The organism is Streptomyces griseus subsp. griseus (assembly GCF_003610995.1).
Taxonomy (GTDB): Bacteria; Actinomycetota; Actinomycetes; order Streptomycetales; family Streptomycetaceae; genus Streptomyces.
Genome location: NZ_CP032543.1, coordinates 2,025,560 through 2,045,937, shown reverse-complemented (window position 1 = coordinate 2,045,937; position 20,378 = coordinate 2,025,560). Strand labels below are relative to the sequence as shown.

The window sequence follows — 20,378 nt, the reverse complement described above, 5'->3', positions numbered from 1 at the left end:
AAGGTCAGAGGGGATCGGCCGGCGCGCTCCTGTAAACGGTCTCGAGCCGCCTCATCACCCCCGCCATCTCGTCCGTCTTCTCCGTCTCCGTCGCCCCCTCCGTCGCCCGGTCACCGCTCCCGAACTCCACGGCATCGATCCGCCGCACCGGAGCGATCCCCTGCGAGTTGCAGAGGAAGGCGCCCCGGAACGCGCCCAGCCCGTCCAGTGTCACGGGCCGCCGGACCGACGGCTCCCCGGCCGCCGCGAGGCCACGTTCCAGCAGTGCCATGGTGATGCCGGGGAGCGCGGGTGCGTCCGGCCACACCACCGAACTCCCGTCCCAGAAGCCGATGTTGGTGATGGCCCCCTCGGTCACCACCCCGCCCGGCGCGGTCAGCAGGGCCTCGTCGAACCCGGCCCGCGCGGCGAGCATCCCGTAGTACGTCTGCCCGAACTCGCCCGGCCGCTTGATGTGTGGCACGGCCCGGGCATACGGCACCGACATCAGGCTCCGGGCCCCGGGCGCCATCGTGGCGGCCTCGCGGACGGTGACCATGACCCGCGTACGGCCCTCCCCGGGCGGCAGGAACCCCTGCACCCGCACGGAGGCGTCCCGCAGCCCGACCCGGTCCAGGGCGCTCCGGATCAACTCCCGTACCAGGCCTCCGTCCAGCGGCCGTTGGAACAGCTCCCGGTTCGCGGCGTCCAGCCGTTCGAGGTGCGGCCCCAGCCCCCGCACCGCCCGGTCCCGGACCTGCAGGGCCGTGAAGTGCCCGAACCCGTGGAGGGCGGGGACGCGGAGGTCGTCCTCGGTGACGGGACGGCCGTCCATCTCGACGTGGGGGAGGCGGAGGGGCGCTGCGCTCGTCATGGGGCAACCGTAGGGCGCGACTTCCTCCGGCGACGACTTGACCTCAGCCGAGGTTGAGGTTGAAAGCTCGAGTCATGGACGCCACAGCCGCAGCCACGACATCCCCCGCCCCCCTCAAGGTCGCCGTCGTCCTCGGCAGCAACCGGGAAGGCCGCTTCGGGCCGATCATCGCCGACTGGTTCCTCGACCGGGCCGCCCGGTACGACGGCATCGGGACCGAGCTCGTCGACGTCGTCACCGCCCGCCTCCCCGACGCACTCACCTTCAGCCCGTCCCCCGAGGACGCCGCCCGGGTCGCGGCGGTCTCGGCGCAACTGGCGGCGGCCGACGCGTTCGTCGTGCTCACTCCTGAGTACAACCACTCCTTCCCCGCCCCGCTGAAGAACCTCATCGACTGGCACCGCGCCGAGTGGCAGGCGAAACCCGTCGCCTTCGTCTCGTACGGCGGCAGGTCCGGCGGGTTGCGGGCCGTCGAACAGCTCCGCCAGGTCTTCGCCGAGATGCATACGGTCTCCGTCCGCGACACCGTCTCCTTCCACAATGCGGGTGCCCTCTTCGACGACCAGGGGAACCACCGGGACCCGGCGGACGTCGACACGGCGGCCAAGGCCCTCCTGGACCAGCTGGTCTGGTGGGGCAACGCCCTGCGCGAGGCGCGAAACCGGCATCCGTACAGCGCCTGACCCCCTCCGGGCCGACAATCGGTGCGTGGGCAGCAGCCCGCCGTACCCGAGGAGACCGACGATGACAGCGCCGCCGGCATGGCTGACCGTACTGACCACGACCGACAGCGTGGAGAAGGCCCACGAGCTGGCACAGGGGGCGGTGGAGGCCCGGCTGGCGGCCTGTGCGCAGATCTCCGCGCCCGTCACCTCGGTCTACCGGTGGCAGAACGCCATCGAGTCGTCCGAGGAGTGGCAGGTGCTGTTCAAGACGGCGGCCGAGCGCTACGAGGAGCTGGAGGCGTACCTCCAGGAGGCGCACGACTACGACACCCCCGAGATTATCGCGATTCCGGTCATCCGGGGCAGCGCCCGTTACCTCGGCTGGGTCACGGCGGAGACGGCTCCCGCAACCGCCCTGTGACGGCGGCCATGAGCGCCCTGCACCCCGGCCCCCCGCCCACCGGCGAGCTGCCGTTCTTCGTGTACGGCACGCTGCTCCCCGGCGGACCCAACCACGACCTGTTCCTCCGGGGCCGTACGTCGGGGGAGCGGGCGGCCGTCCTGCCCCGGGCCCTGCTGTACGACGGACCCGGTTACCCGTACGCCGTCGACGGCCACGGCCGTGTCCACGGCACCCTGCTCACCGCCGCGCCCGGGGTTTACGGAGAGCTGCTCGGGCTCCTGGACCGCCTGGAGGAGTACCTCGGGCCCGGCCACCCGCGCAATCTCTACGAGCGGGTCGTCCGCGAGGTTGAGCTGCCGGGGGAGGACCCGGTGCGCGCCTGGGTCTACCTCGCCGCGGCCGCCGTCACCCACTCGCTCCGCACCGGCGGCAGGGCCATTGCCGAGGGGCGGTGGACCACCGGGCGGCCTCCCGACGGACCGGCCACACCGTGAGATCCGGTGTCGGCGCGGACTCCGGTCCCGGCCGACGCCCACCGGCCGACCGCGGCTCACGGCGTCGCCGACGCCAGCGCCTCCGCCACGCCCGCCTCCCGCGGCCCCAGGAAGTGCGGGTCGGGGCGGAGCAGGGCGTCCATGGCGGCCTTCCCCGACGCGGCCAGCTCCCGGGCGCCGCCGTAGTACCAGGTGCCGTCCCGGGGCTCGTCGACCCCGACCCCGTACGCGTCGATCCCGGCGGAGCGGCACAGGGTGGTCGCCCGGTGGATGTGGAAGCCCTGGCTCACCAGCACCGCCCGGTCGACCCCGAATATCTTCTTGGCCCGCACGCACGAGTCCCAGCTGTCGAACCCGGCGTAGTCACTGACGATCCGGTCGTCCGGCACCCCGCGCTCGGTGAGATACCTCCGCATGGCGTCCGGCTCGTCGTACTCCACCCGGCTGTTGTCCCCGGTGACCAGGACGACCTTCACCTTCCCCGTCCGGTACAGCTCGGCCGCCGCGTCCAGGCGGTGGGCGAGATACGGGGTCGGCCGGCCTTTCCAGAGCCCGGCGCCGAACACCATCGCGACCTCGCGGGCCGGGGCGTCCGCCGTGGTCCCCACCCGGGTGTCGGCGCCCAACCGCATCCAGGTCGCGGGCAGCAGCGCCAGCACGCAGAGAGCCATCAGGCCCTGCACGGCGAGCCGTCGGCCCCGGCGGGAGCGCGGCAGCCGCAGCCGACGTCCCGCCCCCTTCGCCCCGGCCTCCGGCGCCTCCCGCGCCTCCCGCGCCCCCCGGATCCCTCGCACCCGTCCGATCCCTCGCATCCCTCGCACGGGAGCCCCCTCCTGTCCGTACCGGCCGTGTCGTCCGGTCCCACCTCACCTGACGAGCGAAACGTCCGAAAGGTTCACCGAACGGCAGAAACGGGTGCAGGCCCCCGCCCCGCACACCGGCCACCACCCCACCGTGAGGGGGTGGAAAACCTCCGTGACCCTCACGCAACGGCCCGGCAACCTCCGCCCGGCACCATCGGTCCATGACGGAGCCGTCCACGCAGCAGCCCCACCGGTCACCGCCTCCGCTTCCCGACAGCGGCAAAGACAGCGGCAACGACAGCCACAGCGCAGGCCGCAGTCCCGGAGCAGGTTCCGGCGGCCCCGGCACCGTCCCCCTCGACAGCACCGCGCAGCTTCTCACCCGCGTCACCGCCCAGCTCAGCCTCGTCTCCCGGAACGGAACCCGCAGGCCCATGCCCCGCACCCGGCCACCCGCCCCGCCCCTGCTGCCCACCGCCCCGCCCACGCTCGTCGTCGTCGCCCACGGCAGCCGCGACCCGCAGGCCCTGCGGACCGTCCTCGCGCTCCTGGACCGGGTCCGCGACCTGCGCCCCGGCCTCGACGTCCGCCTCGGCCACATCGAGTTGAACCGGCCGCTGCTCCCGGACACCCTGGACGGCCTGCGCGGGGCCGACGCCGTCCTCGTACCGCTGCTCCTGGGGCGCGGCCACCACATCAACCACGACCTGCCCGCCGCAGCGGCCGCCGCCCCCGCCGTACGCACCCGGATCGCCGCCCCGCTCGGCCCGCACCCGCTGCTGGTGGAGGCGCTGTACGGGCGGCTCGTGGAGGCGGGCTGGAACCCGGCCGACCCGGGGAGCCGCCGGGCCGCCGTGGTCCTCGCCGCTGCCGGGTCCCGCGACCCCGACTCCGCCCAGGACACCCGGCGTACGGCCAGGATGCTGGCCGAGCGGCTCGGCGCGGTGCCCGTCGTCCCCGCGTACGCCTCCGCCGCCACGCCCTCCGTCCCCGCCGCGCTGCGCGCACTGGCCGCCCGAGGCCGGCACCGTACCTTCGTCGCCTCGTACTTCACCGCCCCCGGCCGGTTCGCGAGCGCCGCCGCCGAGGCCGCGCCGGGCACCGCCGCCCTTCCGCTCGGTGCCCACCCCGCCCTGGCCCGCCTGCTCCTCCACCGCTACGACCAGGCACTGTCCGCCACGGCGCCCGCCGAGATGGTGAGCTTGCTCGCTTCCGCCTGACTCCCCGGCCCGCTCGCGACACGTTGTCCGTCCCGGTCGCTACTGTCGGGACCATGGACGGCACACAGGGCGCACGCGGGGCAGATCAGACACACGGCACGGAAGGTGTGCGGAGCGCACAGAGCGGGGCGGGAGCGGTTCCGTACGGACCCGCCGACACCGAGCGCTTCGACACCGAGCAGGACAAGCGCCCCGGCCGCACCGCCTTCCAGCGCGACCGGGCCCGGGTGCTGCACTCCGCCGCGCTGCGCCGGCTCGCGGGCAAGACCCAGGTGGTCACGCCCGGCACCCGCTCCCTCGTCTGGGACGCCAGCCCCCGCACCCGGCTCACCCACTCCCTGGAGTGCGCGCAGGTCGGCCGCGAGTTGGGCGCGGTCCTCGGCTGCGACCCGGACCTGGTGGAGACGGCCTGCCTCTCCCACGACATGGGCCACCCGCCGTTCGGCCACAACGGTGAACAGGCGCTCAACGACTTCGCCTCCGACTGCGGCGGCTTCGAGGGCAACGCCCAGTCGCTGCGGCTGCTGACCCGCCTGGAGCCCAAGCGGTTCGTCCGCGACCCGCGCACCGGCGAACTGGTCAGCGTCGGCCTCAACCTGACCCGGGCCGCCCTGGACGCCGCCACCAAGTACCCCTGGCCGCGGGGCGCGCACCCCACCGACCCGCACTCGGTGAAGTTCGGGGTGTACGCCGACGACCTGCCGGTCTTCGCGTGGGCGCGGAAGGGGCGCCAGAGGACCGCACCTGCTTCGAAGCCCAGGTGATGGACTGGTCCGACGACGTGGCGTACTCGGTGCACGACTTCGAGGACGGGCTGCACGCCGGGCACATCGACCCCAACTGCCTCTACGCCGAGCCGGAGCGCGAGGAGATCTTCGCCGTCGCCATCGGCCGGTACGTCCCCGTGGACACCGACCCGCAGGAGCTGTCCGAGGCGCTGGACCGGCTGATCGACCAGGAGTGGTGGCCGCACGGCTACGACGGCTCCGCCGTGGCCCAGGCCCGCCTGAAGGACGCCACCAGCCAGCTCATCGGCCGCTTCTGCACCGAGGCCGAGACCGCCACCCGCGAGGTCTACGGCCCCGGCCGCCTCACCCGGTACGGGGCGGAGCTCGTCGTTCCGCGCACCGTCCGCAACGAGTGCGCCGTGCTCAAGGCGGTCGCCGACCGTTACGTGATGCAGCGCGCCGAGCAGGAGACCCTCCGCGCCGACCAGCGCATCGTCATCGCCGAACTGGCCGCAGCCCTCACCGCCCGCGCCCCCGAGGGCCTGGAGCCGCACTTCCGGGCCCTGTTCGACCAAGCGCCCGACGACCACACCCGTAAGCGCGTCCTGGTCGACCAGATCGCGGCCCTCACCGACGCCTCCGCACGATCCCTGCACGCCGCACTCACCGCGCGCCGCGGCTGAGGGCAGACTGGAGAAGACCGGAGAAATGATCACTGGGTGTGACCTCTCCGGGGCACACCCTCTTTCGCCATCACGCTGCGTGCGGGACGCTCGCAGCCGGGGGGCGACGCGCAGCACAGCACTGAGGAGGCATCAAGTGGTCGACGCACATCGGACATTCGTCATCGTCGGAGCGGGACTCGCAGGGGCGAAGGCGGCCGAGACGCTCCGCGCGGAAGGGTTCACCGGCCGGGTGATCCTCATCGGGGACGAGCGCGACCACCCCTATGAGCGGCCACCCCTCTCCAAGGGCTACCTCGGCGGCAAGGAGGAGCGCGAGAGCGTCTTCGTCCACGAGACCGCCTGGTACGCGGGCGCCGACATCGAACTGCACCTCGGCCAGCCCGTCACCGCCCTCGACCGGCACGCGAGGACCGTGCAGCTCGGGGACAACACCGTCATCCGCTACGACAAGCTGCTGCTCGCCACCGGCTCCGAACCGCGCCGCCTCGACGTCCCCGGCACCGACCTGGTGGGCGTCCACCATCTGCGCCGCCTCGCCCACGCCGACCGGCTGCGCAACGTCCTGGCCGCCCTCGGCCGCGACAACGGCCACCTGGTGATCGCCGGAGGCGGCTGGATCGGGCTGGAGGTCGCCGCCGCCGCACGGGGCTACGGGGCCGAGGTCACCGTCGTCGAGCCGGAGGCCACCCCGCTGCACCAGGTCGTCGGCCCCGAACTGGGCCAGATCTTCACCGAACTGCACAGCTCGCACGGCGTCCGCTTCCACTTCGGCGCACGCCTCACCGAGATCGTCGGCCAGGACGGCATGGTGCTGGCCGCCCGCACCGACGACGGCGAGGAGCACCCCGCCCACGACGTCCTCGCCGCGATCGGCGCCGCCCCGCGCTCCGCCCTCGCCGAGGCCGCGGGGCTGGAGATGGCCGACCGGGCGCACGGCGGGGGCATCGCCGTGGACGCCTCGCTGCGCACCTCCGACCCGCACATCTACGCCGCCGGGGACGTCGCCGCCGTCGCCCACCCGCTGCTCGGCGTCCGGCTCCGGGTCGAACACTGGGCCAACGCCCTCAACAGCGGACCGGCCGCCGCCCGCGCCATGCTCGGCCAGGACGTGACGTACGACCGTGTGCCGTACTTCTTCTCCGACCAGTACGACCTGGGCCTCGAATACTCCGGCTGGGCGCCGCCCGGCTCCTACGACGAGGTGATCATCCGGGGCGACGCGGGGAAGCGGGAGTTCATCGCGTTCTGGCTCAAGGACCGTCGTGTCCTGGCCGGGATGAACGTCAACGTGTGGGACGTGACGGAGACCATCCAGGAGCTGCTCCGGGCCGGCCAGCAGCACGACCCGGAGGCCTTGGCCGATCCGTCGGTGGAACTGTCGTCCCTGCTCTGACGATCCTCCGGGAGCAGACGACCTGCCCGGAGCAGACGACCTGTCGGCAGCAGACGATCTGCCCGGAGCAGGCGATCTGCGGGGAGCAGTGGATCACCCTGGGGCGATCCGCTGCTCCCTGGGCATACGGTATTGCGTATGGAGCACAGCACCGACGGGCTGGACGGCCTCGTACGCAAACGCATCCGCGCCCTGCGCGTGGCACAGGGCTGGTCCCTGGAGGAGCTGGCCGGCCGGGCGAACCTCAGCCAGTCCTCCCTCAGCCGTATCGAGAACGGGCAGCGGCGGCTCGCCCTCGACCAACTCGTCACGCTCGCCCGGGCGCTGGACACCACCCTCGACCAGCTGGTGGAGACCGCCTCCGACGACGTCATCATCAGCCCGATGATCGACGGCGCCCACGGGGTGATGCGCTGGCCCGTGAAGAGCGACCCCGGTATGACCGTCGTGCGGCAGCGGATGACCGAGCCGCCCCCGGACAACCCCGCCCGGATGCGCGCGCACCCCGGCCGGGAGTGGCTGGTCGTCCTCTCCGGCACCGCGGTCCTCATGCTGGGCCACCGCCGCTTCCGGGTGGAGACCAACCAGGCCGCCGAGTTCCCCACGATGCTGCCGCACGCGATCGGCGCGGAGGGCGGCCCCTGCGAGATCCTCGGGATCTTCGACCGCGACGCCCGCCGCGGCCACCTGCGCGACAACCGGAGGCCCGGGAACGACTGCGCACCGGACCTGCCGCACACGACATGACGGCCCGGCCGTCCGCGTACGGGACATGACCGCCCGGTCGTACGCGTACGGGACGTGAAGTCCCACCCGTACGCGTACCGGATGTGACGCCCCGCCCCTCCGCGTACGGGCACGATGCGCCGCGCCTCCGCGTACGTGCTCCCCGTTTGCGTGCCCGGCATCGGCGGCGGCCATCTTCTTGCCGATACCGGGAGGGATCGTGCCGACGACGCATGGCCGCCCTAACGTGGGATCCATGACGCACGCACACACCCACAACCACGACCACCACGGCGAGGCGGAGATCCTCGATCTCGACGCCCAGGTGCTCGCCGAACACCTCACCGCCCTCACCGAGTGGCTCCCCGTCCAGACGCCGCCCCGCCGCATCGTCGACCTCGGCTCCGGCACCGGAACGGGCACCTTCGCCCTCCTCGACCGCTTCCCCGAGGCGCACATCACGGCCGTCGACGCCTCGGCCGCCCACCTCCAGCGCCTGCGGGAGAAGGTGTGCGCCCGGGGCGCGGAGGGGCGCGTGCGGACCGTGCAGGCCGACCTGGACACCGCTGACTGGCCCGACCTCGGCACCCCGGACCTGGTGTGGGCGTCGGCCTCGATGCACCACATGGCCGACCCTGACCGGGCCCTGCGCCAGGTCCACGACCTGCTCGCCCCCGGCGGGCTGTTCGCCGTGGTCGAACTGTCCGGCTTCCCCCGCTTCCTGCCCGCGGACGCCCCCGAGGAGCGGCCCGGTCTGGAGGAGCGCTGGCACGAGGCGAGCGACCGTTTCCACGCCGAACACGTACCCCACCGAGGCGCCGACTGGGGCCCGAAGCTGACCGGCGCCGGATTCACCGTCGAAGACGGACGCACGATCACCGTGAACATCGGCACCACCGACCCCTCCCGCAGCGAGGCCGTCGGCGCCTACGCCCTCAGCAGCCTCCGCCGCCTGCGCCCCAGCGTGGCCGACGCCCTCGCGCCCGAGGACCTCGCCGCCCTCGACCGGCTCCTCGACACCGACGGCCCCGGCTCCCTCCTGCACCGTGAGGACCTCGCCGTACGCACCGAGCGCACCGTCTGGGCCGCCCGCCGGCCCGGCTGACCCCGCACCGGCCGGGGCGGAGCCCCGCGGGCGTCGGGTTGTCCGCGCCCACCCGTAGACTTCATCCGTGGCCGGCAGGATCAATGACGACGACGTGAAGGCGGTACGGGACGCGGTCCCGATCGACTCCGTCGTGTCCGAATACCTCCAGCTGCGCAGCGCGGGCGGCGGAAACCTCAAGGGACTCTGCCCCTTCCACGACGAGAAGTCCCCCTCCTTCCAGGTCAGCCCCGGCAAGGGCCTGTTCCACTGCTTCGGCTGCCAGGAGGGCGGCGACACCATCGCGTTCGTGATGAAGATCGACCACCTCTCCTTCTCGGAGACGGTCGAGCGCCTCGCCGCCAAGGCGGGCATCACCCTGCGGTACGAGGAGGGCGGCTACAACCCGTCCCACCAGCGCGGCGAACGCATCCGGCTGATCGAGGCCCACCAGGCCGCCGCCGACTTCTACGTCCGCGCGCTGGAGAGCCCCGAGGCCGAGATCGGCCGGAAGTTCCTCGCCGAGCGCGGCTTCGACCAGGCGGCCGCGACCCACTTCCGCGTCGGCTACAGCCCGGCCGGCTGGGACCACCTCACCCGCTATCTGCGCGGCAAGGGCTTCAGCGACAAGGAGCTGATCACCTCCGGCCTCTCCCAGGACGGCCGCCGCGGCCCCATCGACCGCTTCCGCGGCCGGCTGATGTGGCCGATCAGCGACACCGCGGGCGAGATCGTCGGCTTCGGCGCCCGCAAGCTCCGCGACGACGACAACGGCCCGAAGTATCTGAACACCCCCGAGACCCCGATCTACAAGAAGTCCCAGGTGCTGTACGGCATCGACCTGGCCAAGAAGGACATCGCCAAGGCCAGCCGCGCCGTCGTCGTCGAGGGCTACACCGACGTCATGGCCTGCCATCTCGCCGGGGTCACCACCGCCATCGCCACCTGCGGCACCGCCTTCGGCAACGACCACATCAAGATCCTGCGCCGCCTCCTGATGGACAACGGCAGCGCCCGCGTGATCTTCACCTTCGACGGCGACTCGGCCGGTCAGAAGGCGGCCCTGCGCGCCTTCGAGGACGACCAGAAGTTCGCCGCCGAGACCTATATCGCCATCGCCCCGGACAACATGGACCCGTGTGATCTGCGGCTGGCCAAGGGCGACGACGCCGTACGCGACCTGGTGGAGCCGCGCACTCCGCTCTTCGAGTTCGCGCTGCGCCAGATCGTCGGCCGGTACGACCTGGAGACCCCGGCGGGCCGCGCGGCCGCACTCGACGAGGCCGCCGCCGTCGTCGCCAAGATCAAGACCAGCAGTGTGCAGCGCGAGGTGGCCGTCCAGCTCGCCGGGCTCGTCGGCATCCTCGACCAGGAGTTCGTCGTCCGCCGCGTCGCCCAGCTCGCCCGCTGGGCCCGCGACAAGGGCGGCGACGGACGGGGGGATGCACGCGGCGGCCGGGGCCCCGGCCGCCCCCAGGACCGTCGCGGCGGCGCACCGCAGCAGGCCGTCCAGGCCCCCGCCGCCTCCTCCGGCCCCGCGCTCAACCTCCGCAGCCCCGCCCACCGCACCGAGCGCGAGCTGCTCAAGCTCGCCCTCCAGAAGCCCGCCCTGGTCTCCCCGGCCTTCGACGCGTACGGCGTGGACGAGTTCACCGCCCCGCCCTACGCGGCGGTCCGCCAGTGCATCGCGGAGGCGGGCGGCGCCGAGCGGGGCCTCGGCGACGACCGCGAGTATCTGGTCGCCGTCATGGACGCCGCTCCCGACAACACCGTGCGCTCCCTCGTCACCGAGCTGGCCGTCGAGGTCTTCATGGGCCGGACGATCGACGAGACGTACGCCGGTATGCAGCTCGTCCACGTCCGGCTGCGCGCCGTCGACCGCCGTATCGACGAGGTGCAGGGCAGCCTCGCCCGCCTCGGCAGCAACGTGGCCCCCGACGATCTGGCGGCCGCGCAGAACGAGGTCTGGGTGCTCCAGCAGTACGCGCAGTCCCTGCGGGCCAGGGGCGCCGACGCGCTCTGAGCGCCGGACCCACGCGGGCCGACGGCTCCGGGAGCAGTAACCGTCCGGTGACCGACCGGAATCAGAAAGTCCCCGCACGCCCCTCGTGACAACCCTGTGCCGTGCCTCACACTGGGGCTGCCAGAGTCATCCGGCAGCGATCACCTGGAGGTCGCCCCCGTGCAGACCCGGACCGTGACGACCACGACCGAGCACATGTCGGCGATTCCCGTGCAGAACCGGGCCGTCCACCACCCGGAGAGCCGCTCGGAGAACCCTCCGGAGAAGCGCCCGGACACCCCCGGGAGAACCGCCCGGACAACCCCCCGGAAAGCCACCTGGAGCACCCCCCGGAAGCCGCGGCCGGCCCGCCCGCCCGGGCACCCGAGGTGGTCATGAGCGCAGCCGAGGCCGTCATGGAGGAAGCGCAGCACGTCCCCGAACCCCGTGACGCGCGGAGCCGGGCGGACAGCGGCGGCCCCACCTCCGACCTGTTCCGGCAGTATCTGCGGGAGATCGGCCGCATCCCGCTGCTCACCGCCGCCGAGGAGGTGGAGCTGGCCCGCCGCGTCGAGGCCGGACTCTTCGCCGAGGAGCGCCTCGCCGGCCACCCGGACCTGGACTCCCGGCTCGCCGGCGACCTGGACCGGCTCGTGGTCATGGGCCGCACGGCCAAGCGCCGGCTCATCGAGGCCAACCTCCGCCTGGTCGTCTCCGTCGCCAAGCGGTACGTGGGGCGGGGCCTGACCATGCTGGACCTGGTCCAGGAGGGGAACCTCGGGCTGATCCGGGCGGTGGAGAAGTTCGACTACGCCCGGGGCTACAAGTTCTCGACGTACGCGACCTGGTGGATCCGCCAGGCGATGTCCCGCGCGCTGGCCGACCAGGCCCGCACCATCCGCGTCCCCGTCCATGTCGTGGAGCTGATCAACCGCGTGGTCCGCGTCCAGCGCCGGATGCTCCAGGAGCGGGGGTACGAGCCGACCGCCGAAGAGGTCGCCGCCCAGCTGGACCTGACCCCGGAGCGGGTCACCGAAGTGCTGCGCCTGGCCCAGGAGCCCGTCTCCCTGCACGCCCCCGTCGGCGAGGAGGACGACGTCTCCTTCGGCGACCTCATCGAGGACGGCGACGCCGCCTCACCCGTGGAGTCCGCCGCCTTCCTCCTTCTGCGCGAACACCTGGAGGCGGTCCTCTCCACCCTCGGCGAGCGCGAACGCAAGGTCGTCCAGCTCCGCTACGGCCTGGACGACGGGCGGCCCCGCACCCTGGAGGAGATAGGACGGATCTTCGGCGTGACGCGCGAACGCATCCGCCAGATCGAGTCCAAGACCCTCAGCAGGCTGCGGGACCACGCCTTCGCCGACCAGCTCCGCGGCTACCTCGACTGACCCACGCGACGGACCGGGACCGGCGGCTCAGTCCACCTCCGCCAGCGCCTCCGCGAACTGAGCGGCGTACAACCGGGCATACGCGCCCCCGGCCGCCAACAGCTCGTCGTGCGTGCCCTGTTCCACGATCGACCCGTTCTCCATCACCAGGATCACGTCCGCGTCCCGGATCGTGGAGAGCCGGTGCGCGATCACGAACGACGTACGCCCATGGGCCAGGCGCGCCATCGCCTTCTGGATCAGCACCTCGGTCCGGGTGTCCACCGAGCTGGTCGCCTCGTCCAGGACCAGGATCACCGGGTCGGAGAGGAACGCCCGCGCGATGGTGATCAGCTGCTTCTCGCCCGCGCTGACCCCGGAACCCTCGTCGTCGATCACCGAGTCGTACCCGTCGGGCAGCGTCCGGATGAAGCGGTCGGCGTGCGCCGCCCGGGCCGCCTCCTCGATCTCCTCCCGGGTGACCTCGCGTGCGGCGCCGTACGCGATGTTCTCCGCTATCGAACCGCCGAACAGCCAGGTGTCCTGGAGCACCATCCCGATCCGCGACCGCAGGTCGTCCCGGGACGTCTTCGCCACATCGACCCCGTCGAGAGCGATCCGCCCGCCGGTCACCTCGTAGAACCGCATCAGCAGATTGACCAGCGTGGTCTTGCCCGCGCCGGTCGGACCGACGATCGCGACCGTCTGCCCCGGCTCCACGCTCAGCGACAGCTCCTCGATGAGCGGCTTCTCCGGCTCGTACCGGAAGGACACCTTCTCCAGCGAGACCCGCCCGGTCAGCTCCTTCGGAAGCTCACCGCGCTCCGGGTCCGGACCCTGCTCCTCCGCGTCCAGCAGCTCGAAGACCCGCTCGGCCGACGCGATGCCGGACTGCACCAGGTTCGCCATCGAGGCGACCTGCGTCAGCGGCATCGAGAACTGCCGCGAATACTGGATGAACGCCTGCACGTCACCGATCGACAGGGTGCCAGAGGCGACCCGCAGACCACCGACGACGGCCACCAGCACATAGTTCAGGTTCGAGATGAACATCATCAGCGGCTGCATGATCCCGCTGGCGAACTGCGCCTTGAACCCGGCCTCGTACAGCGCGTCGTTCTGCTCGGCGAAGTCCTGTGCCGACTCCTCCTGCCGCCCGAACACCTTCACCAGGGTGTGGCCGGTGTACATCTCCTCGATATGGGCGTTGAGCTTCCCCGTCACCCGCCACTGCTGCACGAACTGCGGCTGCGACCGCTTGCCGACCTGGGTCGCCACGACCACCGAGAGCGGGATCGTCACCAGCGCGACCAGTGCCAGCAGCGGTGAGATCCAGACCATCATGATGAGTACGCCGACGATCGTCAGCAGCGAGTTGATGAGCTGGCCCATCGTCTGCTGGAGCGTCTGCGAGATGTTGTCGATGTCGTTGGTCGCCCGGCTGAGCACCTCACCGCGCTTGGCCCGGTCGAAGTACGACAGCGGCAGCCGCGCCAGCTTCGTCTGGAGGTCCTCCCGCAGCTGGAAGACGATCCGGTTGATCACCCGGATCGACAGCCGCGTCGAGACCAGCATCAGCAGCCCGGCGCCGACATAGACCACCAGGACCGCCAGCAGGACGCTGCCCACCGCACCGAAGTCGATGCCCCGGCCCGGGGTGAAGTCCACCCCCGAGAGCATGTCGGCCATCGAACCGCTGCCCTCCGCCCGCAGCCCCTCGATCGCCTCCGCCTTGGTGGTGCCCTCCCGCATCTGCCGGCCGACCACCCCCGCGAAGATCAGGTCGGTCGCCTTCCCGAGGATCTTCGGCCCGGCCACCGACAGCGCCACGCTGACCGTCACCGCGCCCAGCATCAGCCAGAGCGAGACCTTCTCCCGGCCGAACCGCCTCAGCAGCCGCTTGCTCGACCCCTTGAAATCCATCGACCGCTCGGTGGGCGCGCCCCCGGCCATCATCCGTCCGCCCGGACCGGCCATCACACGGCCTCCGCTTCCGTCAGCTGGGAGAGCACGATCTCCCGGTAGGTTTCATTGCCGTCCATCAGCTCGTGATGGGTCCCGCTGCCCACGACCCGCCCCTCGTCCAGCACCAGGATCCGGTCGGCGTCGCGGATGGTGGAGACGCGCTGCGCCACGATCACCACGGTCGCCCCAGCCGTCTCGCGGGCCAGCGCGGCCCGCAGCGCGGCATCCGTCGCGTAGTCCAGCGCCGAGAACGAGTCGTCGAAGAGATAGATCTCCGGCCGCTGCACCAGCGTCCGGGCGATGGAGAGCCGCTGCCGCTGACCGCCCGACACATTGGTGCCGCCCTGCGCGATGGGCGCGTCGAGTCCGTGCTCAAGCCCTTCCACGAACCCCTTGGCCTGTGCCACCTCCAGCGCGTGCCACAGCTCCTCGTCGGTGGCGTCCGGGTTCCCGTAGCGCAGGTTCGTCGCGACCGTCCCCGAGAAGAGGTACGGCCTCTGGGGCACCAGGCTCACCGTCTTCGCCAGCAGCACCGGGTCCAGTGTCCGCACGTCCTCGCCGTCGACCAGCACCACGCCGTCCGTCACATCGAACAGCCGGGGTACGAGACCGAGCAGCGTGGACTTCCCGCTCCCCGTCGACCCGATGATCGCGGTGGTCTCACCGGGCCGGGCCACCAGATCCACGGCCCGCAGGACCGGCTCCTCGGCCCCCGGGTAGCGGAACTCCGCGCCCCGCACCTCCAGATGCCCGTGCCGGCGCAGTTCGGTGACGGGCGCGGTGGGCGGCACGACGCTCGAATCGGTGTCCAGCACCTCCTGGATGCGCTCGGCGCACACCTCGGCGCGCGGCACCATCATGAACATGAAGGTGGCCATCATCACGGCCATCACGATCTGCATCAGATAGGCGAGGAACGCGGTCAGCGCACCGATCTGCATCCCGCCGCTGTCGATGCGGTGAGCGCCGAACCACACCACGGCGACGGACGACAGGTTGACCACCGTCATCACGGTCGGGAACATCAACGCCATCAGCCGCCCGGTCGCCAGCGACACATCGGTCAGCTCGGTGTTGGCCCCCCGGAACCGCTTCTCCTCGTAAGGGTCGCGGACGAAGGCCCGGATCACCCGGTTGCCGGTGATCTGCTCGCGCAGCACCCGGTTCACCGTGTCCAGCCGCTCCTGCATCGTCCGGAACAGCGGCCGCATCTTCGCCACGATGATGCTCACCGAGATCCCGAGCACCGGCACCACGGCCAGCAGGACCGCCGAGAGCGGGACATCCTGGCCGAGCGCCATGATGATGCCGCCGACACACATGATCGGCGCCGACACCATCAGGGTGAACGCCATCAGCACCAGCATCTGGACCTGCTGGACGTCATTGGTGGTCCGGGTGATCAGCGAGGGCGCCCCGAACCGCCCGAGCTCCCGGGCCGAGAACGACTGCACCCGGTCGAAGACCGCGCCCCGCACATCCCGCCCGAGCGCCGAGGCGGTCCGGGCCCCGAAGAAGACGGCACCGACATTGCAGAGCACCTGGAGCACGCTGACGGCGATCATGAGACCGCCGAACTCCAGGATGTAGCCGGTATCGCCCTTCACGACACCGTTGTCGATGATGTCGGCGTTCAGGCTGGGCAGATACAGAGTGGCGCAGGTCTGGAGCAGCTGGAGAAGGACCAGCAGCGCGATGGGTTTCTTGTACGGGCCCAGATGGGCCCGCAGGAGTTTTATGAGCACGCGTGTCTCTCGGAGTCGGCGAAGGGCAGAGGCCGACCAAGTTTCGCGTACGCCGTACTCGGAGGGCGAGCCGTTTTTTCCCAAACTCCGGTCAAAGCTGGAGCGGACCGGCCCCCTACTGGCTGCCTCCGAAGGCCCCGGGATGGATCTGATCCCGAGTCGCCTCGTACTGCTGGCGCACCGCCCGCCCGACCGCCAGTTCGTCACCCGGCTCCAGCACCTGGGCGGCCGCGCCCTGCCAGGCCGGGGGAGTGCGCGGGTCGAGGGTGCCCTGCGAGACCCCGAGCGCCCAGGCCGCCTGCCGGGCCGCGCCGAGCGCCGCGTACTGGGCGGGCTGCGGTACGACGACCTGCGTGCCGAACACCGCCGGAGCCAGCGCCTGTACGGCGGGCAGCTCGGCGGCGGCACCGAGCAGGAACACCCGCCGCACCTCCACCCCCCGCCCGCGCAGCACGTCCAGGGCGTCGGCCAGCGAGCAGAGCATCCCCTCGAACGCGGCCCGCGCCAGGTGCTCCGGCTTCATCGATTCACGCCGCATCCCGCTGAGGGTGCCGGCGGTGTGCGGGAGCTGCGGGGTGCGCTCGCCCTCCAGATACGGGAGCAGTACGAGCCCGGAGGCGCCGGGCGTCGACTCCAGCGCCAGGGCCGAAAGCTCCTCCAGCCCCTCCAGGCCGAGCATCTCGGCGGTGCCGCGCAACGCGCGTACGGCATTGGAGACATGGACCACCGGCAGATGCATCCCGGTGGCGTCGGCGAACGAGGTGATCATCCCGCTCGGGTCGGCGAGCGCCTCGTGGTGCACCGCCATCACGGACCCGGAGGCCCCCAGCGACACCACCGCGTCACCCACCGCGACCCCGAGCCCGAAGGCCGCGGCCATGGTCTCGCCGGTCCCGGCGGAGATCAGGAGCCCCTCGGGAGTGGTCCCGGCGGAGTCGGCGGGACCGAGCACCTCGGGCAGGGCGGCGGGGTGGCCGAGGGCCAGTTCGACCAGATCGGGCCGGTAGGCGGCGGACCCGGCCGACCAGTAACCGGTGCCCGACGCGGCGCCCCGGTCCGTGGTCCGCCGGGCGGGCCGGCCGAGCAGCTGCCACACGAGCCAGTCGTGCGGCTGGAGCACGGCGGCGACCCGCTGGGTGTTCTCCGGCTCGGTCCGCGCCAGCCACCGCAGCTTCGCCACGGGCTGCGAGGCCTGCGGTACGGCCCCGACCGCCTCGGCCCACGCCTGCCGGCCGCCCAGCGCATCGACGAGATCGGCCGCGGCCACCTGGGCCCGCCGGTCGTTGCCGAGCAGTGCGGGACGGACGAGGTTGCCCTGCCGGTCCAGCGGCACGAGCCCGTGCTGCTGGGCCGAGACACCGATGGCCTGCACACCTTCGAGCAGCCCGCCGGAGGCCGCCTCACCGAGGGAGAGCAGCCAGGCCTGCGGATCGACCTCGGCGGCCTTGGCCTCGACCGGGTGGGCGGCGTACCCCTCCCGGAGCACGGCGCCCGAGTCCGCGTCGCAGACGACGATGTGAGTGAAGGCGGAAGAACTGTCCAGCCCCGCGACTATGCCCATACGCAGATTCTGCCGCACCGCGGGACTTTCCCGGAACTCACGCCCACACCCCTCAGGTGTTGGTCGTCCCCCAGTCGTCCTCGACGCCGCCGTTCTGACTGCTGCGCTCCTTCAGCGACCGGACGCGCTCGGCGACGGAGGCGGGCACCTTGTCCCCTACCTTGTCGCTGACCGAGTGGTACGCCTTGCCGGCGATGTCCCGCCCGCTGTGCGCGGCACTCTCGGCGGCGTTGCGCACGGCGGGGCTCTCCGTGAACTGACGGGCCGACTTCTTCAACTGCTCGTAACGCTCGCGCCCGGCTCGCGTGCCGAGCACGTAACCGAGGGCCACTCCGGCGATGAACGTGAGCCGGTACCGCATGGCTGCCACCCTTCCTACGCTTGGTGCGACGTGTGCAGCCCGCCTACCCGCGAGCACCCGAGATCACCCCGGGCGATACCGATTGGCGGAGCACCCCCCTGCTTGCGCTAATGTATGTGTCGCAGCGAACGCGCGCCGCCCGGCAGCCGCCAGGCAGGTACGATTTCGAAGCAACGCAGCAATCCCCTGTAGCTCAATTGGCAGAGCAGCCGGCTGTTAACCGGCAGGTTACTGGTTCGAGTCCAGTCGGGGGAGCGCGATCCCCTGTAGCTCAATTGGCAGAGCATTCGGCTGTTAACCGGAGGGTTACTGGTTCGAGTCCAGTCGGGGGAGCGGAACGGAAGAGGACCCTTCGGGGTCCTCTTTCGCGTGCCCGTCCGGTGCCGTTCCAGGGCGCCGGAGGGGCCCCGGAACGACTCTTTCGGGTGTCCTCGATCTCCCCTGCAACCGGGCAGCACGCAGCGCCGTCCTCAAGATCAGGCGAAGTCGACCATCCGGAGCGAGAGATCGTATGACCGGCTATGCTGCGGCAGACGGTGCGCACACTTGTACGCGCCACGCCGAGACGGGGCGGTAGCTCAGCCGGTTAGAGCAGCGGACTCATAATCCGTCGGCCGTGGGTTCGAGTCCCACCCGCCCCACCAGCTTCACTCTGCGGAAACGTTCTGAACTGCGGGAACGTGGTTATCGCAGTTGTTTTACGCTCGGTATCCGCCGTGCGCCGCGCTCATCGCGGTCAGCGGTACCGGCGACGGACCGCCCGGGACCGTTCAGGGCACCAGTGCCACGGCCCGGGCCCAGCCCGCGCCCGCCCCCGCGATCTTCACGGGGAAGCAGCTCACGTCGAAGCCGGTGGGAGCCGGGAGTGACTCCAGGTTGGCGAGGCGTTCTATCTGGCAGTACTCCCGGTCACGGCCCGCGAAGTGGGCGGGCCAGAGGGCACCGGCTTCGCCGGTCCGCTGGTAGTGCTCGATCATGTGGCGGAAGGGTGCGTCCAGGCTGAACGCGTCCGTGCCGATCACCCGCACTCCGTGGTCCAGGAGGTAGTGGGTGGCCGACCCGTCCAGGCCGGTGAAGTCCGTGAAGTAGGCAGGGGTGCCGGAGAGCCTGGACGCGCCGGTGCGGAGCAGCACGATCTCGCCCGCGCTCACGACGTGGCCGATCCGTTCCAGCTGACGGCGGACGAACGCCGCATCCACCGCACCGGTACCTGCCCCGGTCAGGTCCAGGACCACCCCGGGGCCGTGGAACCACTCCAGTGGCAGCTCGTCGATGTGGCGGGGCCGTCCGTCGCCGTAGGTCGCCGTTGAGCCGTAGTGCGAGGGCGCGTCGATGTGCGTGCCGGTGTGGGTGGTGAGGCTCAGCGTGTCGATCGACAGCAACTCCCCGCCGGGCAGTACCGAGGGGTCGAACTCCACACCGAAGTGCGTGCGCATCTCCTCGCTCATGTGCTTGGCGCCGTCGGCGGCGCTCATCACATGGTGCTCGACGGGCTCGGGCTCCCAGGCCGAGGCGTCGATCGGGGTGGAGAGGTCGATGATCCGCATGCTGTCCTCCGCTGTGTGCAGGTCGGGGATACGTGCTTCGTCACGCGCGCAGAGTCAGACCGCCGTCGGCCGTGATCACCTGGCCGTGGATCCACCGGGCGTCGTCGGAGCAGAGCAACGCCACCACGGCGGCTATGTCGTCCGGGGTGGTCAGCCGTCCCGCCGGGGTCCGCGCGGCGAGCGCCCGCATCAGGGCGGGGTCGCCGCTGCGCGGGCCCTTGTCGAGTTTCGCGGTGGACACGCCGTTGACGGTGATACCCGCGGGGGCGAGCTCCACGGCCAGATAGCGGACCTGAGCCTCCAGCGCGGCCTTGGCGATCCCGGCGCCGACGTAACGGGGGACCACGCGCTGGGCGCCGGTGCTGGACACGACCACCACGCGCCCTGGCCCGCCCGCCATGGCCCGGACGAGCGGCCGGACGCCGTACACCAGAGGGGCCAGCGCCGCCGTCAGGTCCGTGGCCATGGCCTCGGGCGCCGGATCCGCCGCGTCCATCGGATGGAACGAGACGGCGCTGTGCACGAAGAAGTCGAGGCGGTCGTGGTGCTGCCGGATCCCGTGCAGCAGCCGGGGCAGGGCGTCGGGCCGGGTGATGTCGCTCCGGAGCGCCGTGGCGGTCCCGGGCAGCCCCTCACCCCGGAGCGCGGTCACCGCTTCCTTCGCCCCGCCCTCGTCGTGCGCGTAGTTGAGGAACACGTGGCAGCCGCGGCGCATCAGCGTACGGGCGACGGCGAACCCTGTGCCCCGGGTACCGCCGGCCACGAGCGCGACCTT

Annotated in this window: 17 protein-coding genes, 3 tRNA genes and 1 pseudogene; 13 read left to right on the top strand and 8 right to left on the bottom strand. The window is 71.8% G+C overall.

Translation table 11 applies throughout. From position 1 onward, the window contains the following. Window positions 1-4: 4 nt before the first annotated feature. On the bottom strand, window positions 5-853 hold the full coding sequence (locus D6270_RS09475) for an aminotransferase class IV (RefSeq protein WP_109165816.1): 849 nt from the start codon (window positions 851-853) through the stop codon (window positions 5-7). 74 nt (window positions 854-927) lie between these two features. Here D6270_RS09475 and D6270_RS09470 point away from each other — a divergent pair, with 74 nt between their 5' ends. The 3 genes from D6270_RS09470 to D6270_RS09460 all read left to right on the top strand — a co-directional run bounded on the left by D6270_RS09470 (window position 928) and on the right by D6270_RS09460 (window position 2,415). After that, window positions 928-1,536, top strand: coding sequence for an NADPH-dependent FMN reductase (locus tag D6270_RS09470; RefSeq protein WP_109165817.1), 609 nt, complete (start codon window positions 928-930; stop codon window positions 1,534-1,536). Between the two features lie 61 nt (window positions 1,537-1,597). Beyond that, complete coding sequence (gene cutA / locus D6270_RS09465) at window positions 1,598-1,939, top strand: divalent-cation tolerance protein CutA (RefSeq protein ID WP_109165818.1); 342 nt, start codon at window positions 1,598-1,600, stop codon at window positions 1,937-1,939. A gap of 8 nt (window positions 1,940-1,947) precedes the next feature. Further along, complete coding sequence (locus tag D6270_RS09460; RefSeq protein ID WP_109167525.1) at window positions 1,948-2,415, top strand: gamma-glutamylcyclotransferase family protein; 468 nt, start codon at window positions 1,948-1,950, stop codon at window positions 2,413-2,415. A 56-nt stretch (window positions 2,416-2,471) separates the two neighbouring features. Here the strand turns inward: D6270_RS09460 and D6270_RS09455 are convergent, their stop codons facing one another. Further along, window positions 2,472-3,227 carry a SanA/YdcF family protein gene (locus D6270_RS09455; RefSeq protein WP_376203787.1) on the bottom strand — a complete coding sequence of 252 codons (756 nt, stop codon included), beginning with the start codon at window positions 3,225-3,227 and terminating at the stop codon, window positions 2,472-2,474. Window positions 3,228-3,439: 212 nt separating this feature from the next. Between D6270_RS09455 and D6270_RS09450 the strand changes: the two genes are divergently transcribed. The 7 genes and pseudogenes from D6270_RS09450 to D6270_RS09420 all read left to right on the top strand — a co-directional run bounded on the left by D6270_RS09450 (window position 3,440) and on the right by D6270_RS09420 (window position 12,445). Further along, window positions 3,440-4,438 (top strand): sirohydrochlorin chelatase, encoded by a 999-nt coding sequence (locus tag D6270_RS09450; RefSeq protein WP_109165819.1) that lies wholly within the window; start codon window positions 3,440-3,442, stop codon window positions 4,436-4,438. Window positions 4,439-4,491: 53 nt separating this feature from the next. After that, window positions 4,492-5,849: pseudogene (locus tag D6270_RS09445) on the top strand (deoxyguanosinetriphosphate triphosphohydrolase). Window positions 5,850-5,985: 136 nt separating this feature from the next. Next, window positions 5,986-7,245 (top strand): NAD(P)/FAD-dependent oxidoreductase, encoded by a 1,260-nt coding sequence (locus D6270_RS09440; protein ID WP_109165821.1) that lies wholly within the window; start codon window positions 5,986-5,988, stop codon window positions 7,243-7,245. Between the two features lie 138 nt (window positions 7,246-7,383). Further along, window positions 7,384-7,992, top strand: a complete 609-nt coding sequence (locus D6270_RS09435; protein ID WP_109165822.1) for a helix-turn-helix domain-containing protein — start codon at window positions 7,384-7,386, stop codon at window positions 7,990-7,992. A 235-nt stretch (window positions 7,993-8,227) separates the two neighbouring features. Next, on the top strand, window positions 8,228-9,076 hold the full coding sequence (locus tag D6270_RS09430) for a class I SAM-dependent methyltransferase (protein ID WP_109165823.1): 849 nt from the start codon (window positions 8,228-8,230) through the stop codon (window positions 9,074-9,076). Between the two features lie 67 nt (window positions 9,077-9,143). Next, window positions 9,144-11,078 (top strand): DNA primase, encoded by a 1,935-nt coding sequence (gene dnaG / locus D6270_RS09425; RefSeq protein ID WP_109165824.1) that lies wholly within the window; start codon window positions 9,144-9,146, stop codon window positions 11,076-11,078. 317 nt (window positions 11,079-11,395) lie between these two features. Further along, window positions 11,396-12,445, top strand: coding sequence for an RNA polymerase sigma factor (locus tag D6270_RS09420; RefSeq protein WP_225977035.1), 1,050 nt, complete (start codon window positions 11,396-11,398; stop codon window positions 12,443-12,445). A 27-nt stretch (window positions 12,446-12,472) separates the two neighbouring features. Here the strand turns inward: D6270_RS09420 and D6270_RS09415 are convergent, their stop codons facing one another. The 4 genes from D6270_RS09415 to D6270_RS09400 form a co-directional block, all read right to left on the bottom strand. Beyond that, on the bottom strand, window positions 12,473-14,401 hold the full coding sequence (locus D6270_RS09415) for an ABC transporter ATP-binding protein (protein ID WP_109165826.1): 1,929 nt from the start codon (window positions 14,399-14,401) through the stop codon (window positions 12,473-12,475). After that, window positions 14,401-16,134, bottom strand: coding sequence for an ABC transporter ATP-binding protein (locus D6270_RS09410; protein WP_109165827.1), 1,734 nt, complete (start codon window positions 16,132-16,134; stop codon window positions 14,401-14,403). Before D6270_RS09410 ends, D6270_RS09415 begins: the two co-directional genes overlap by 1 nt. Before the next feature lie 115 nt (window positions 16,135-16,249). Then, window positions 16,250-17,695 carry an FGGY family carbohydrate kinase gene (locus tag D6270_RS09405; RefSeq protein WP_109165828.1) on the bottom strand — a complete coding sequence of 482 codons (1,446 nt, stop codon included), beginning with the start codon at window positions 17,693-17,695 and terminating at the stop codon, window positions 16,250-16,252. Between the two features lie 52 nt (window positions 17,696-17,747). Beyond that, window positions 17,748-18,056 carry a hypothetical protein gene (locus tag D6270_RS09400; protein WP_109165829.1) on the bottom strand — a complete coding sequence of 103 codons (309 nt, stop codon included), beginning with the start codon at window positions 18,054-18,056 and terminating at the stop codon, window positions 17,748-17,750. 182 nt (window positions 18,057-18,238) lie between these two features. On the opposite strand from D6270_RS09400, the gene D6270_RS09395 reads away from it, so the two are divergent. The 3 genes from D6270_RS09395 to D6270_RS09385 all read left to right on the top strand — a co-directional run bounded on the left by D6270_RS09395 (window position 18,239) and on the right by D6270_RS09385 (window position 18,700). Continuing rightward, a tRNA-Asn gene (locus D6270_RS09395) sits at window positions 18,239-18,311 on the top strand. Window positions 18,312-18,316: 5 nt separating this feature from the next. Beyond that, window positions 18,317-18,389, top strand: a tRNA-Asn gene (locus D6270_RS09390). A gap of 234 nt (window positions 18,390-18,623) precedes the next feature. Further along, window positions 18,624-18,700, top strand: a tRNA-Ile gene (locus tag D6270_RS09385). Window positions 18,701-18,826: 126 nt separating this feature from the next. On the opposite strand, the gene D6270_RS09380 is transcribed toward D6270_RS09385, so the two are convergent. Next, entirely contained in the window at window positions 18,827-19,603 is a 777-nt protein-coding gene (locus D6270_RS09380) for a cyclase family protein (RefSeq protein ID WP_109165830.1), read from the bottom strand. Window positions 19,604-19,643: 40 nt separating this feature from the next. Further along, a complete protein-coding gene (locus tag D6270_RS09375) occupies window positions 19,644-20,366 on the bottom strand; it encodes an SDR family oxidoreductase (RefSeq protein WP_225976803.1) in 723 nt (240 codons plus the stop codon). Between the last annotated feature and the right edge of the window lie 12 nt (window positions 20,367-20,378).